At 71.4% G+C, this 13,998-nt stretch carries 12 protein-coding genes; 6 read left to right on the top strand and 6 right to left on the bottom strand.

Annotation, left to right across the window (positions count from 1 at the left end; genetic code table 11):
* Positions 1 to 67 precede the first annotated feature (67 nt).
* A complete protein-coding gene (locus IE278_RS26685) occupies positions 68 to 664 on the top strand; it encodes a histidine phosphatase family protein (protein ID WP_189775811.1) in 597 nt (198 codons plus the stop codon).
* Positions 665 to 695: 31 nt separating this feature from the next.
* Here IE278_RS26685 and IE278_RS26680 read toward each other — a convergent pair whose 3' ends face one another.
* Positions 696 to 2,198, bottom strand: a complete 1,503-nt coding sequence (locus IE278_RS26680) for an NsdA family TPR-like regulatory protein (RefSeq protein ID WP_189775810.1) — start codon at positions 2,196 to 2,198, stop codon at positions 696 to 698.
* Between the two features lie 276 nt (positions 2,199 to 2,474).
* Here IE278_RS26680 and IE278_RS26675 point away from each other — a divergent pair, with 276 nt between their 5' ends.
* Entirely contained in the window at positions 2,475 to 2,852 is a 378-nt protein-coding gene (locus IE278_RS26675) for a hypothetical protein (protein ID WP_189775839.1), read from the top strand.
* 238 nt (positions 2,853 to 3,090) lie between these two features.
* The gene (locus IE278_RS26670; protein ID WP_189775809.1) at positions 3,091 to 3,951 is read left to right on the top strand and encodes a spermidine synthase; all 861 of its coding nucleotides are present in this window, start codon (positions 3,091 to 3,093) and stop codon (positions 3,949 to 3,951) included.
* Between the two features lie 126 nt (positions 3,952 to 4,077).
* Here IE278_RS26670 and IE278_RS26665 read toward each other — a convergent pair whose 3' ends face one another.
* Positions 4,078 to 4,641, bottom strand: coding sequence for a hypothetical protein (locus IE278_RS26665; RefSeq protein ID WP_189775808.1), 564 nt, complete (start codon positions 4,639 to 4,641; stop codon positions 4,078 to 4,080).
* 110 nt (positions 4,642 to 4,751) lie between these two features.
* Here IE278_RS26665 and IE278_RS26660 point away from each other — a divergent pair, with 110 nt between their 5' ends.
* From IE278_RS26660 to IE278_RS26650, 3 genes are all read left to right on the top strand, one after another.
* Complete coding sequence (locus tag IE278_RS26660; protein WP_189775807.1) at positions 4,752 to 5,483, top strand: response regulator transcription factor; 732 nt, start codon at positions 4,752 to 4,754, stop codon at positions 5,481 to 5,483.
* On the top strand, positions 5,480 to 6,952 hold the full coding sequence (locus IE278_RS26655) for a sensor histidine kinase (RefSeq protein ID WP_189775806.1): 1,473 nt from the start codon (positions 5,480 to 5,482) through the stop codon (positions 6,950 to 6,952). Before IE278_RS26660 ends, IE278_RS26655 begins: the two co-directional genes overlap by 4 nt.
* Before the next feature lie 134 nt (positions 6,953 to 7,086).
* Positions 7,087 to 8,574 carry a glycoside hydrolase family 18 protein gene (locus IE278_RS26650; protein WP_189775805.1) on the top strand — a complete coding sequence of 496 codons (1,488 nt, stop codon included), beginning with the start codon at positions 7,087 to 7,089 and terminating at the stop codon, positions 8,572 to 8,574.
* A 162-nt stretch (positions 8,575 to 8,736) separates the two neighbouring features.
* Here the strand turns inward: IE278_RS26650 and IE278_RS26645 are convergent, their stop codons facing one another.
* The 4 genes from IE278_RS26645 to IE278_RS26630 form a co-directional block, all read right to left on the bottom strand.
* Positions 8,737 to 10,167: a GH1 family beta-glucosidase gene (locus IE278_RS26645; protein ID WP_189775804.1), complete on the bottom strand. Its 1,431-nt coding sequence runs from the start codon at positions 10,165 to 10,167 to the stop codon at positions 8,737 to 8,739.
* Positions 10,168 to 10,376: 209 nt separating this feature from the next.
* Positions 10,377 to 11,294 (bottom strand): carbohydrate ABC transporter permease, encoded by a 918-nt coding sequence (locus tag IE278_RS26640; protein ID WP_189775803.1) that lies wholly within the window; start codon positions 11,292 to 11,294, stop codon positions 10,377 to 10,379.
* Positions 11,291 to 12,319, bottom strand: a complete 1,029-nt coding sequence (locus IE278_RS26635; protein ID WP_189775802.1) for a carbohydrate ABC transporter permease — start codon at positions 12,317 to 12,319, stop codon at positions 11,291 to 11,293. The genes IE278_RS26640 and IE278_RS26635 overlap by 4 nt, the downstream gene beginning before the upstream one ends.
* The gene (locus tag IE278_RS26630) at positions 12,316 to 13,638 is read right to left on the bottom strand and encodes an ABC transporter substrate-binding protein (RefSeq protein ID WP_189775801.1); all 1,323 of its coding nucleotides are present in this window, start codon (positions 13,636 to 13,638) and stop codon (positions 12,316 to 12,318) included. The genes IE278_RS26635 and IE278_RS26630 overlap by 4 nt, the downstream gene beginning before the upstream one ends.
* Positions 13,639 to 13,998 lie beyond the last annotated feature (360 nt).

The following is a 13,998-nucleotide window of genomic DNA, read 5'->3' as shown; positions in this document are numbered from 1 at the left end:
GATTGAAGTGATCCATCCCTCGTTCTTCTGCGGTTCACCCGCCCGAGTTTCCCCGAAAGGTCCTTTCATGGCACCGCGCATCCTGCTGGCCCGGCACGGACAGACGCAATGGTCGCTGTCCGGCAAGCACACCGGCAGGACCGACATCCCGCTTCTGGACGAGGGCAGACGCGGCGCGAAACTGCTCGGCGAGCGCCTGTACCGGTCACCGCTGGACGGGCTCCCGGGAGCTGAGGTCCTCACCAGCCCGCTGGCACGCGCGCGTGAGACGTGCGAGATCGCCGGCTTCGGCGACCGGGCGACCCCCTGGGACGCGCTCATGGAGTGGGACTACGGCGCGTACGAGGGCCTGACCCCCGACGAGATCAGGGCCGACCGCCCCGACTGGCTGATCTGGCGGGACGGTGTGCCCGAGGGGGAGACCCTCGCGGAGGTCTCCGCGCGCGCGGACGAGGTCGTCGAGCGGGTCCGCGCCGGGGAGCGTGACGTGCTGGTCTTCGCCCACGGCCACATCCTGCGTTCGATCGGCGCCCGCTGGCTCGGCCTGGACATCGACTTCGCGGCCCGGGTCCGCCTCAACCCCACGTCCCTCTCGGTCCTGGGCTGGGCCTACGGAGAGCCCGCGATCGAGACCTGGAACGACTGCGGCCATCTGACCTCGTGACCGGCACCCAGGGGCGTTCGCCGGACGGGTTCTAGGCCGGTCGCGGAAGGGCCCTGTGCCGTTCCAGGAAGTCCGACACCCCCGAGGCGCGGCGGTGGGGCAGCAGGACCCTGGCCGTCCCCGCCAGCATGGTCTGTACCCGGGACGACTGGACCTCGTCCAGCAGGTCCAGGACGCGCAGCCCGGCCGCGGCGGCCTCGTCGGGGTGCCCGGCGCGGGCCAGGTCGTCGGCGAGCTCGGCCGTGTACAGCGCGAGATTGCGGGTGAAGTGCGGGTCCTGGAGCCGGGTCGCGCGGCGTGCCTGGTGGGCGGCGCGCTGCCAGTCGCCGAGCGTCGACCAGCACTGCGCCTCAAGACCCGCCAGTTCGGCGTCTCCGTAGAAGCTCATCCACTCCGGATCGGAGTCACAGGGGCCCCGCCCGTACAGGGCCTGCGCCCGGGTCAGCGCCTGCTCGCAGCCCGTCCGGTCGGCCAGCCCCGCCCAGCCGCCCGCCTCGCGCAGCGCGAGCAGGGACAGGAGCCGGGCCGAGCCCAGGGGGCGCGCCGCGTACTGCGCGGCCTGGGCCGCCCGTACCGCCTCGCGGGGCCGTCCCGCGTCCCGGGCGAGGAAGGACGTGTTGCAGAAGGCGTGCGCCTCCAGCGCCGGGTCCCTCGCCACCCGTGCCGTCGCGAGCGCCTCCGCGTAGTGCGAGCGGGCGTCGTCGAACCGCCCCGAGTCGTGCGCCAGCCAGCCGACCGAGATGGCCAGTTCACCGGCGCCCGTGTGCAGCCGCTCGGTGGTCGCCTGCCGCGCCGCACCGGCGTCCAGCAGGGCGTACGCGGCCCGCAGCGGAGCCGCCGCCCTCCGGTACAGCCCGTCGGCGCCGTGCCGGTCGTCCAGCAGGCGGATCTTGCGGACGGCCTCTTCCAGCGCCCCCGCCTCGGCCTCGCCGGCGCGGCGCACGGAACGCGGCGCGGCCTCGGCCGTGCCGCCGAACGCGAGCCCCCAGGGGCCCAGTGAGGCGGCCGCCACCGTGGCGGTACCGCCGCTCATGAATGCGCGACGTTGCACGTCGCTCTCCTCGTGGTTCTGATCGTCGATCTCGTGCGGGTCGTACGGGTCGTGCGGGTCGTACGACGCGTACGGGTCGTGTGTCGTGACATACGGCTCGTACGCCCCGTCCGTCTCATGCGGGGCGGACAGCGGGCTCGTGGTGCGTGGAGCGGGCGCCACCTCGGCGGTGCGCGCCCCCCGTCCACGTACCGCCGAACGGGGCACGAACCCCAGGTCGGTCAGTGTCCGGCCGGGGAACATGTGCAGGAAAACCCGTTCGTACGCGTAGTTGGGACAGCGGATCTCGCCCGCCTCGACCCGCCCGATGTAGCGCGCGTCGCAGCTGACCCGTTCGTCGATCTCCCGGGCAGCCCGCCGCACGGCGGCGGCGAACTCGCCCGGCGAGCGCTGTCCGCGCAGGCGCCGGAAGGCGAGATTCGGCCGTGGCGGCCGAGGTGGTCGAGGTGACTGGGACGACGAGGTCGTCGGTGACGACGCCATGGCCGGGCCCTCTCTCGCGAACCGTCGAACCATGCCGGAAACGGAGCGAGTTGATCATGTGACCGATCGGGCCGCACCTGTGTTTCCGGCGGGCACGAACGTACCCGCTGTGATGAGTCCACCACGCTGGGTTTGGCTACAAAACGGATATCTCATCCCTGATCCGCCATGAACTGCCATCCTTTGCGGCCGAGTTTCGCCGTAGCCGTTGACGCGGTACAGCGTTGAACCATGTGGTGTGCTCGATCGAGGAGGGGTTCCGTGGTGGAGGCCAGGATGGAGACCAGGCAGGGCAACTGCCCCGAGGGTGTGTGCGATCTCGTCACCGTGCCCGCCCGGCAGGGGCTGGAGGCCGTCGACATCCTGCGACGGGGCGCTCCCGCCGAGGCGGTCGGGCCCGTTCTGCACGACGACAACTGCGACACTCTCGGGTTTCTCGTGCCGCCGGGTACGGCTTCCGCCTGGGACGTGCCGGGCAGTACGTGTACGCGGACCGACGGGCGGGGGGTCCGGCTGGCGCCCGAGCCGCCCGTCGAGGGGTCGGACTGGCTGCTTCCGCCGGGGGACGCGGACCTGGCGACCGATCCTGCGGTGTTGCGGGCGGCGTTGGGGGAGGCGGCGCGGCTGATCGAGGCGGCGGACAACTGCCGTTGAGGTGCGGGGGAGGGGGTGCCGGCTTGGGGGCGTCGCCGTCTGCCGGCCCGGTGGGGGTGTCGCGCAGTTCCCCGCGCCCCTGAAGGCAGAGGGTGCGGGTCTGCAATGGCCAGGTCGCGCAGTTCCCCGCGCCCCTTGCGGGCTGCGCCCCCGAAAGACAAAAGACTGCACCGTTCCCCGCGCCCCTTTGGTGGGCTGGTGCTGAGGCGGGTTCCTTCTCCTGGTCGATAATGGAGGGATGGGTAAGGGGAAGAGTCGGCGGGTGGCGAGTGCGGCCGTTGTCGAGAGTGTGGACGGTGGGCTTGCCGAGTTGCTGCCCGATCGGGAGCGGGCGCGGGGCTGGACCCTGCTCATCGACGGGGCCCCGCAGTCGCATGTCGACCTCGACGATCCGGCGTATCTGAGCTTCGAGTACCAGCGCCGCCTCGGGCATGTCATCGACCTCGTCGCCCCGCCCGGCAGGCCCGTGCACGCCGTGCACCTCGGCGGTGGCGCCCTCACCCTCGCCCGCTACGTGGCCGCCACCCGCCCCCGCTCCACCCAGCAGGTCGTCGAGCGGGACGCGGCACTCGTCCAACTGGTGCGGCGCGGGCTGCCGTTGGACCCGAACGCCCGGATCCGGGTGCGGTCCGTCGACGCCCGCGAAGGGCTCGCCAAGGTGCCGGACGGCTGGGCGGACCTGGTCGTCGCGGACGTGTTCAGCGGGGCGCGCACGCCCGCGCATCTGACGTCCGAGGAGTTCCTCGCCGACGTACGCAGAGTCGTCAAGGCCGGTGGGATGTACGCCGCCAACCTCGCCGACGGGCCGCCCCTGGCGCATCTGCGGGGCCAGATCGCCACCGCGGCCGGCGTCTTCCCCGAACTCGCCCTCGTCGCCGACCCCACGGTCCTGCGCGGCAAACGCTTCGGCAACGCGGTCCTGGTGGCCTCCGACCAGCCACTGCCCGTCGCGGAACTGACCCGCCGCGCGGCCTCCGACCCCCACCCGGCCAGGGTCGAACACGGCCGGACGCTACGGGACTTCACCGGCGGCGCGAACCCGGTCACGGACGCCTCGGCGGTGGCATCCCCGGCACCCCCACCGTCAGTGTTCCGCTAGGACACCGCGCAGCCCCGTCGGCCAGGGTGACAGCAGGCTCGCGGCTTTCAGGAGCGCGGGGAACTGCGCGACCAGAGCCCCCACCGGACCCGCGGACCGCAACGACCCCGAGCGCGCCCCTGGCGCTCAGTAGTCGTTGACCTCGACCCGCGGCGCCGAGTCGTGCCACGTACAGAACACCGACACCCGGTCCGCCCCGGACGAGAACTCCACCCGGATCCACGTCTCCGTCTTCCACACCTGCATCGACCACCCGGACGCGGGCGTCGCGGACACCAGCGACGCGGACGTCTTCCCGAGAGCGAAGACGACCCGCCCGCCGTCGGTGTCGTAGCTCCTCACCTCGCCGGAGGCCCCCGCGCCCGGCGAGGCGGCACCCGCCGGCTTCGAACGCGACGGCGACGGCGACGATGACGGCGAAGCCGAGGGCGCGGCCGAGGCCGAGGCGCTCGCCCGCGGCGACCGGCTCTTCGACGGCGAGGCCGCCGACCCCGTCGGCGACTCCGGCCGACTCGTCGAGGACGACAGCGGCTTCGCCCCCCGCGCGGCCCCGTCCGCGGCGATCGGCAGCGCCCGCGGCGGATCGTAGGCCGTCCCCGTCATGACCGTGTGCACACCCCACCACGACAGCGTGACCGCCGCGCCCGTGGCGAGCGACCAAGCCAGTACGTGTACGAGTCCTCTGCGCATCGCGGGCCATCCTGCCCCACGAGCCCCGTCCGTGTCCCGTCCGTCCACAGGCCCGGGAGTTGTCCACAGGCCCAGGACCCGGTTCGCCTGATTGGCGTACGGTGCGGCTCATGGCAAGTGTGCTCGTGGTCGAGGACGACCAGTTCGTACGCTCCGCCCTCATCCGGCATCTGACCGAGGCCGCGCACACGGTGCGCAGTGTCGGTACGGCCCTTGAGGCGTTGCGCGAGGTCGCCCATTTCCGTTTCGACGTCGTGATCCTGGATCTCGGCCTGCCCGACCTGGACGGGTCGGAGGCGCTGAAGATGCTGCGCGGCATCACCGACGTGCCCGTGATCGTGGCGACCGCGCGGGACGACGAGACGGAGATCGTCCGGCTGTTGAACGACGGCGCGGACGACTATCTGACGAAGCCGTTCTCGGTGGAGCACCTGTCCGCGAGGATGGCGGCGGTCCTGCGCCGGGCCCGGTCCTCCGCCTCGGAGCCGCCGCCCTCGCCGCAGCTCAGGGTCGGCGGCCTCGCCATCGACCCGCTGCGCCGCCAGGCCGAACTGGACGGCGTACGACTGGACCTGACCCGGCGCGAGTTCGACCTGCTGGCCTTCCTCGCGGGGCGGCCCGGTGTCGTCGTGGCGCGCAAGGAGCTGCTGGCCGAGGTGTGGCAGCAGTCCTACGGGGACGACCAGACCATCGACGTCCATCTGTCCTGGCTGCGGCGGAAGCTGGGTGAGACGGCGGCCCGGCCGCGCTATCTGCACACCCTGCGCGGGGTCGGCGTGAAGCTGGAGCCGCCGGGGCAGGGCGGGCTGCGCGGTCCGGCGGGCACGGAGCCGGCGCGATGAGGTGGGCGCTGGTCAAGGTCTGTGTGGCCGTCACGACGATGGTGGTGGTGGCCTTCGCGGTCCCGCTGGGCCTGGTGATCAGGGAGATGGCGAGGGACCGGGCGTTCTCGAACGCCGAGCGGGAGGCGGCGGCCGTCGCGCCCGCGCTCTCGATCACCACCGACCGGGACGAGCTGGAGCGGGTCGTCGCCTCGGCGGCCTCGGACGCGGGAATGGCCGTCCACATACCTGCCGGCGCCGGGGACAGCGGTGATGGGGACAGCGGTGACGCTGGCGGCGGTGACGGGGACGGTGGCGGGACCGGTGGGGAGCAGCAGGCCGTCGACATCGGGCGGCAGCGTGCCGCCGACAAGGACATCGCCACGACCCGGAAGCTGGGCCGCGCCTCCACCACCGAAGTGCCGGGCGGGTCCACGCTGTTGCAGCCCGTCGCGCTCAGCTCGGGCGAGATCGCGGTCGTCGAGGTGTACGTCCCCGAGGCGGAGGTCACCAACGGCCTGGGCACGGCCTGGGCGGTCCTCGCCGGGGTCGGGGTCGCGCTCGTCGTCGGCTCGGTCGCGGTGGCCGACCGGCTCGGTGTCCGGATGGTGCAGCCCGCGCAGCGCCTGGTGGAGAGCGCGCACGAACTGGGGGAGGGGAAGCTGGGTGCGCGCGTGCCCGAGGAGGGGCCGACCGAGCTGCGGCTCGCGGCGGTCGCCTTCAACTCCATGGCGGACCAGGTCGTCCAACTCCTGGCGAACGAACGGGAGCTGGCGGCCGACCTCTCGCACCGGCTGCGTACACCGCTCACGGTGCTGCGGCTGAACGCGGCCTCGCTCGGCGACGGGCCGGCCGCCGAGCAGACCCGGGCCGCCGTCGCCCAGTTGGAGCGCGAGGTCGACACGATCATCCGCACGGCCCGGGACGCCAAGCCGCAGACCGCGGCGGTCGGCGTCGGCGTCGGCTGCGACGCGGCCGAGGTGGTCCGGGAGCGCATGGACTTCTGGTCGGCGCTCGCGGAGGACGAGGGACGCAAGGTGCGGGTGGCCGGGGTCGACCGGCCCGTACGGATACCGGTGGCCCGCGCCGATCTGGTCGCCGCGCTCGACGCGCTGCTCGGGAACGTGTTCCGGCACACGGCCGAGGGCACGGCCTTCGCGGTCGACGTGCACAACGGCGAGGACGCGGTGATCGTCCTCGTCTCGGACGCGGGCCCGGGCATAGCCGACCCGCAGGCCGCGATGGCCCGTGGCCGCGGCTCGGGCGCCGACGGCTCGACCGGGCTCGGCCTGGACATCGTGCGCCGGCTCGCGGAGTCGACGGGCGGTGACGTACGGATCGGCCGTTCCGTACTCGGCGGCACCGAGGTGAGGATCTGGATCCAGCTGGACGGGTGCGAGCCCGAGCGGCGCGGTCACCGGGGCTCGGTGCGCCGGCGCAGACCCGCCAAATTGGTCTCGACCTTTAACCGTCCCCGATCCCTTCCTTAAGCGCACCCTAAGAACCACGAGTCCCGTCCGGATCAGGCGTTTTGCCGGGTTCTGGCTCGCTAGCGTGCTGCCGCACCCCCACCCTCGGTCCGTTCGCGGAAACCGGGGCCCCGTACAGCGAAGGCAGGCACGCGATGAGTACGCACCGGCGCATGGCCAGTGGCAGGAACAAGGCGATAGGCGGCGTGGTGGCCGCGGCCGTGGTCGGCGGCGGGGCGTTCCTGTTCTCCGGTACGGCCCAGGCGGCGGGCGTCGGTGCCGCGTACACGAAGACCAGCGACTGGTCGACGGGTTACACCGCGCAGTACGTCGTGGCCAACGACAGCGCCGGTGCGAAGAAGGACTGGACGCTGGAGTTCGACCTGCCGTCGGGCGCGGAGCTGAGTTCGCTGTGGAACGCCGAGTCCCAGGTGAGCGGGCGGCACGTCACCGTGAAGCCGCCGTCCTGGGACAAGGACGGGCTCGCGCAGGGCGAGGCGGTGACCGTCGGCTTCGTGGTGAAGGGAGCCGGCGACCCGACCGGCTGTCTTGTCGACGGCGCCAAGTGCTCGGTGGACGACGGCGCGACACCGGAACCCACCGGCCGTCCCACGCAGACCTCGTCCCCGTCACCGGAACCGACGAAGTCCACCGCGACCCCGACGGCCACGCCGACCCCCACGGCCACCACGACCAAGCCTCCGAGCGCCACCCCGACACCCTCCGGGACCACCGGCAGCGGCACGGCCGCCGGCGCCGGCTTCGCGCCCTACGTCGACACCTCGCTCTACCCCGCCTTCGACCTGCTCGCCCACTCCGCGGCCACCGGCGTGAAGGAGTACAACCTCGCCTTCGTCACGGACGGCGGCGGCTGCACCCCCAAGTGGGGCGGGGTGACGGACCTCGGCGGCGACGCGGTCGCCGCGCAGATCGGCGCACTGCGGGCCAAGGGCGGTGACGTACGCGTCTCGTTCGGCGGCGCGGCGGGCTCCGAACTGGCGCTGAACTGCGCCTCGGCGGACGCCCTCGCGGCGGCGTACGGCAAGGCCGTGGACGCGTACGACCTGACGAAGGTCGACTTCGACGTGGAGGGCGGCGCGCTCCCGGACAAGGCGGCCAACACCCGCCGGGCCAAGGCGATCGCGAAGCTCCAGAGCGAACACCCGGGCCTGGACGTCTCGTTCACCCTGCCGGTCATGCCGGAGGGCCTCACCCAGGACGGCGTGAGCCTCCTCGCGGACGCCAAGGCGAACGGCGTCGGCATCGACACGGTCAACATCATGGCGATGGACTACGGGCCGGCCTACAGCGGTGACATGGGCACCTACGCCGAGCAGGCCGCCACCGCGACCCAGGCGCAGATCAAGGCGGTGCTGGGCCTCTCCGACTCCGCCGCCTGGAAGGCGGTCGCCGTCACCCCGATGATCGGCGTCAACGACGTCGTGTCGGAGATCTTCACGGTCGAGGACGCCACCCAGCTCGTGAAGTTCGCCCAGTCGAAGGGGCTCGGCTGGCTCTCCCTGTGGTCCGCGACCCGCGACAAGCAGTGCGCGGGCGGCACCAAGCCCGCCGCCGACGCCACGTGCAGCTCGGTCCTCCAGGACGCGAACGCCTTCTCGAAGGCCTTCGCCGCCTACAAGTAAGCCCCCTGCAAGTCCCGTTCAGCCCCTGTACGACCCCTGCTCAACCTCTGCTCGACCCCCGGAACGCCCCCGCAGGAGGTCATGCCCGCGCGGGGGTCGCGCGCCCCGGCCGGCCTTCCCCCCACCCGGCCGGGGCGCGCGTGTACGTGGGTGACTACGCCCTCACTCGACCGGGCTCACCGGCGGCAGCTCGCCGCTGCGGGCGGCCTCGCGGTACCACAGGGCGCTCGACTTCGGCGTACGGGCCTGCGTCGCGTAGTCCACGTACACCGCGCCGAAGCGCTTGCCGTAGCCGTACGCCCACTCGAAGTTGTCCATCAGGGACCAGAGGTAGTAGCCGCGGACGTCCGCGCCCTCGGCGATCGCGCGGCGGACCGCGCGCAGGTGCCCGTGCAGATACGCGATGCGCTCCGGGTCGTGGACGCGGCCGTCCGGGTCCGGCTTGTCGTCGTAGGCGGCGCCGTTCTCCGTGATGTACAGCGGCAGGCCCGGCACCTCGCGGGTGTAGCGCATGATCAGGTCCTGAAGGCCCGACGGGTCGATCGTCCAGCCCATCTCGGTGCGCTCGCCGGGGGTCTGGTGGAAGGCCACGTCGTCCGCGCCCGGCCAGGGGGAGAACTCGCTCGCGCCGTGGCCGTCCGAGCGCGGGCCCGCCGCGTCCGCCGGGGCGGCCGACACCAGCGTCGGCGTGTAGTAGTTCAGACCGAGCGCGTCCAGCGGCTGCCTGATCAGGGCGAGGTCGCCGTCCCGCACGTACGACCAGTCCGTCACCGAGGCCGTCGCCGCGAGCAGGGTCTGCGGGTACGCGCCGTGCAGCATCGGGCCGTGGAAGATGCCGTTGGCCAGGTCGTCGATGCGCTGGACCGCCGCCAGGTCGGCCGGGTCCTGGGTGAGCGGCCTGACCACCGAGGAGTTGAGGCTCACGGCGATGGTGTTGCGGGCGGGCATCGCGGTGCGCAGGGCCTTGGTGCCCAGGCCGTGCGCCAGGTTGAGGTGGTGCGCCGCCCGCAGGGAGGCCTCCGGGTCGGTGCGGCCGGGGGCGTGCACACCGGACGCGTACCCGAGGAACGCGCTGCACCAGGGCTCGTTGAGCGTGATCCACTGCTCGACGCGGTCCCCGAGTGCCTCGCCGACGATCTGCGCGTACTCGGCGAAGCGCAGGGCCGTGTCGCGCTCGGGCCAGCCGCCCGCGTCCTCCAGCTCCTGCGGGAGGTCCCAGTGGTAGAGGGTGACGGCGGGCTTGATGCCGTGCGAGAGCAGCTCGTCGACCAGGCGCCGGTAGAAGTCGAGGCCGCGCTGCACGGCGGGCCCGCGGCCCGTCGGCTGCACCCGGGACCAGGACACCGAGAAGCGGTACGCGGTCAGGCCCAGGTCCGCCATCATCGCCACGTCGTCGCGGTAGCGGTGGTAGTGGTCGTTGGCGATGTCGCCGTTCTCGCCGCCTGCCGTCTTGCCTGGCGTATGGCTGAAGGTGTCCCAGATCGAGGGCGTACGGCCGTCCTCCCGCACCGCCCCTTCGATCTGGTACGCGGAGGTCGCCGCGCCCCAGAGGAAGGCGGGCGGGAAGGTCACGGGCGTTTCGGGCTCGGGCATGGAAGCGCTCCCATGGGAGGAAGGTCGTAGGAGACCGGGTGATGAGACCAGAGGTGTGCGGTGCGGTACCTGCGGATCAGGAGGTACCGGGCGTACGGGGTGCGGGACGGGGGCGAGGCGGCGGCTCGGCCCCCGTCGGGCGGGCGTGCGGGTGCGGGTGCGCGTGCGGGTGTGCGTACGCGGGCGGGCTCGGGTGCGGGCGCGGCGGGTCAGCCCTTGATCGCGCCCTGCATGATCCCGCCCACGATCTGCTTGCCGAACAGCAGGAAGGCGATGAGCAGCGGCAGGGTGCCGAGGAGCGCGCCCGCCATGATCACGGCCTGGTCGGGGATGTAGCCCGTGCCGAGCGAGTTGAGGGCGACCTGCACGGTGGGGTTCTGCTGGGTGAGCGCGATGATCGGCCACAGGAAGTCGTTCCAGGCCATCACGAACGTCAGCAGTCCGAGCACGGCCATCGCCGGCCGCGCCGCCGGGAAGACGACGTGCCACACGATACGCAGACTGCTCGCGCCGTCGACCCGTGCCGCCTCGATCAGCTCGCCGGGCAGCGCCTGTACCAGGTACTGCCGCATGAAGAACGTACCGAAGGCGCTGACCACGGTCGGCAGGATGACCGTCTGCAGCTGGTTGGACCAGCCCAGCTCGCTCATCCACAGATACAGCGGGACGATCGCCAGCTGCGGCGGGATCATCATCGTGCCGATGGTCAGCAGCAGCAGGACGTTCGAGAACTTGAAGCGCAGTTTGGCGAAGGCGAACCCGGCGAGTGTCGAGAACAGGACGGTGCCGACGGTGATGGTCCCGGCGACGATGAGGCTGTTGAGCATCGCGGTGCCGAGGGAGGCCTCGTTCCACGCGGCCTCGAGGTTCTTGAAGAGGTTGCCGCCGATCCACAGCGGCGGCGGTGTCTGGGCCAGCCGCTGGTTGGTGCGCGAGGCCGCCACCACGGTCCACAGCAGCGGTGCCAGCGAGACGAGGGCGAAGACCGCCAGCACGGCATAGGTGACGGGACCCGCGTGCATCTGCTTGCCCGCGCCCATCAGCCGGCGCCGTCCGGAGCCGTTCCGTCCGTCCTTCTCCGCCGGGGTTGCCTGTGCCTGAGGGGGCGTCAGTTCACTTGTCGTCATTGGGACTTCCTCAGCCGTCGGGTGATCAGCAGGTTGACCGCGGCGACGATCAGCAGGATCAGGAACATCGTCCAGGCGATCGCGGACGCCTTGCCGAGGTTGCCGATGATCCAGCCCTGGTCGTACATGTACAGGCCGAGCGTCTGGTAGTCGTGGTCGGAGCCGCCCTTGGAACCGCTGACCCCGCCGAACAGGAGCGGTTCGCCGAACAGCTGCGTCGCGCCGATCGTGGAGACGACCACCGTGAACAGGATGGTGGGCCGCAGCATCGGGATCGTCACATGGCGGAACTGCTGCCAGCGGCCCGCGCCGTCAAGCGCCGCCGACTCGTACAGGTCGGCGGGGATCGCCTGCATCGCGGCGAGGTAGATCAGCGCGTTGTAGCCGGTCCACCGCCAGATCACGATCGAGGAGACGGCGAACTGCGAACCCCAGGTGGACTCACGCCAGTTGACCGGGTCGACCCCGATGAAACCCAGCAGCCAGTTGATCATGCCGCCGTCCCACGAGTACAGCAGGACGAACACCAGCGTCGCCGCCGCCACCGAGGTGGCGTACGGGGTGAGCATCACGACGCGCCACAGGGTCGAGCCCCGCAGCTTGTAGTTGAGCAGGTGCGCGATGCCGAGAGCCATGACCAGCTGCGGCACGGTCGAGATCACACCGATGGTGAAGGTGTTCTGCAGCGCGTTCCAGAAGAACTCCGAGGACAGCAGGTTCTTGTAGTTGTCCAGGCCCACCCAGGTCTGCTGGTCCAGGTTCGACAGCTGCACGTTGTGCAGCGAGTACCAGGCCGTGTACAGCAGCGGGACGAGCCCGAAGGCACCGAAGAAGATGAAGAAGGGGGCGATGAGCGCGTACGGCGACGCCTTCATGTCCCAGCGGTACATCCGGCTGCGCCAGGACCCGGGGCCCGGGGGCGGTGTACCGCGACCGTGAGCACGGCGCGCCGCGCCCGGCTGGGAGCCGGGCGCGGCGTCGGCGCTCGGCGCGGATCGCGCGAGAGCCTGCTTGGAGCTGGTCACTGGCCGAGCACGTCCTTGATCTCCGAGGTGGCAGCGTCCCAGCCCTGGTCCGGGGTCTTGCCCTTCTGCTCGACCTGGAGGATGCCGACGTCCGAGATGGCGGTGTTGATCGGCTGGTCCTTGACGCCGAAGATCTGCGTCGGGATGGTCTTGGCCGAGTCGGAGAAGATCTGTGTGATCGGCGCGTTCGAGAAGAACGCCGTGGTGGCGGCCTGCGGCTTCAGGCTCGCGTACGCCGACGGGGTCGACGGGAAGCTCGCCTGCTTGGCGAAGACCTTCGCCTGCTGCTCGGGGGCGGTCAGCCACTTCGCCAGCTTGATGGCCTCCTTCTGGTGCTTGCCCGCCGTGGGCACACCGATGAACGAGCCGCCCCAGTTGGCCGCGGTGGGCGCCGCCGCCACGTCCCACTTGCCCTTGCCGGCGTCACCGGACTTCTCCTGGATGTAGCCCAGCATCCACGCGGGGCAGGCCACCGTCGCGAAGCCGCCGTTGGCGAAGGCCTGGTCCCACGGCTTGTCGAACTGCTTCAGCTTCGCCGACATGTTGCTGGTCGCCACCTCCATCGAGGTGTCCCAGGCCTTCTCCACCCCGGAGGACTTGTCCCAGATGACGTTGCCGTCCTTGTCGTAGTACCGCTCGCTCTCGCCACCGAGCGCCGCGTTGTAGACCGAGGAGGCGGAGTCCACGAACTTGGTGTCCTTGGGCGCCTTCTTCATGTACTGCTTGCCGACATCGACGTACTTCGACCAGTCGCCCTTCCACTGCTCGGCGAGCTTGACGCGGTCCGTCTCCAGACCCGCCGCCTTGAAGAGGTCCTTGCGGTAGCAGACCGCCATCGGGCCGACGTCGGTGCCGAGGCCGATGGTCTTGCCGTCCTTGGTGGTGGCCTGGGCCGTCTTCCAGTCGAGCCACTGGGACTTGTCGACGTCCTTGCCGAGGTCGACGAACTTGTCGCCCTGCGTCTGGACCGCCTCGGCGACGTTGCCGACCTCGATCGCCTGGATGTCGTCGGTACCCGCGCCGGCCTGCAGACGGGTGAGCGTCTTCGGCCAGTAGACGTCCGTACGGGTGGTGACGTTCTCCTTGATCGTGATGTCGGGGTTCTGCTTCATGTACTCGTCGTAGAGGCCGGCCTGCTTGTAGCCGAATACCCCGAAGGTGCCGATGGTCAGCGTGGTCTTGCCACCGCCGCTGCCGCCGTCCGAGTCCGACGACCCGTCGTCAGAGTCCTCGGCGCAGCCGGCGAGCAGCCCCGTCGTCAGCGCGGCCACGGCCGCGAGGGCCATCAGCCTGCGGGATCCGCGGGTACTCGTGCGCATTACGTCCTCCTGTTGCCTGACGTGCCGACCCCCCGGCCAACTGCGTTGTTGGGCCCGTTAGTTCATGCTGCGGCTCGGGCGGGGAACGTGCGGGATGTGTATGTGTCAGGTACTGTGGGAGCGCTCCCACAGGTGATGTGTTGAAGGTTCGTCGCTCGGCGCGGGGGTGTCAAGGGAGAGGACGCAGAGACGTGTCTTCAGTTATCGGGCTGTTAGCTAACGTCGGCGGAGACGGCGAGAGTAGGTCTCCGACGGTTGCGGGACGGCCTCGGGAAGGCTCCGGATCGGCTTCGGAGCGGCCCCGGGCATGCCGGGGGAGGGCGTCCGGAAAGTGGAGGCACTGTCTCCGCGAGCCCGGCC

Source organism: Streptomyces tauricus (assembly GCF_014650955.1).
GTDB classification, from domain to species: domain Bacteria; phylum Actinomycetota; class Actinomycetes; order Streptomycetales; family Streptomycetaceae; genus Streptomyces; species Streptomyces tauricus.
The sequence above is the reverse complement of the archived record's forward strand: the minus strand, read 5'-3'. Positions and strand labels throughout refer to the sequence as shown.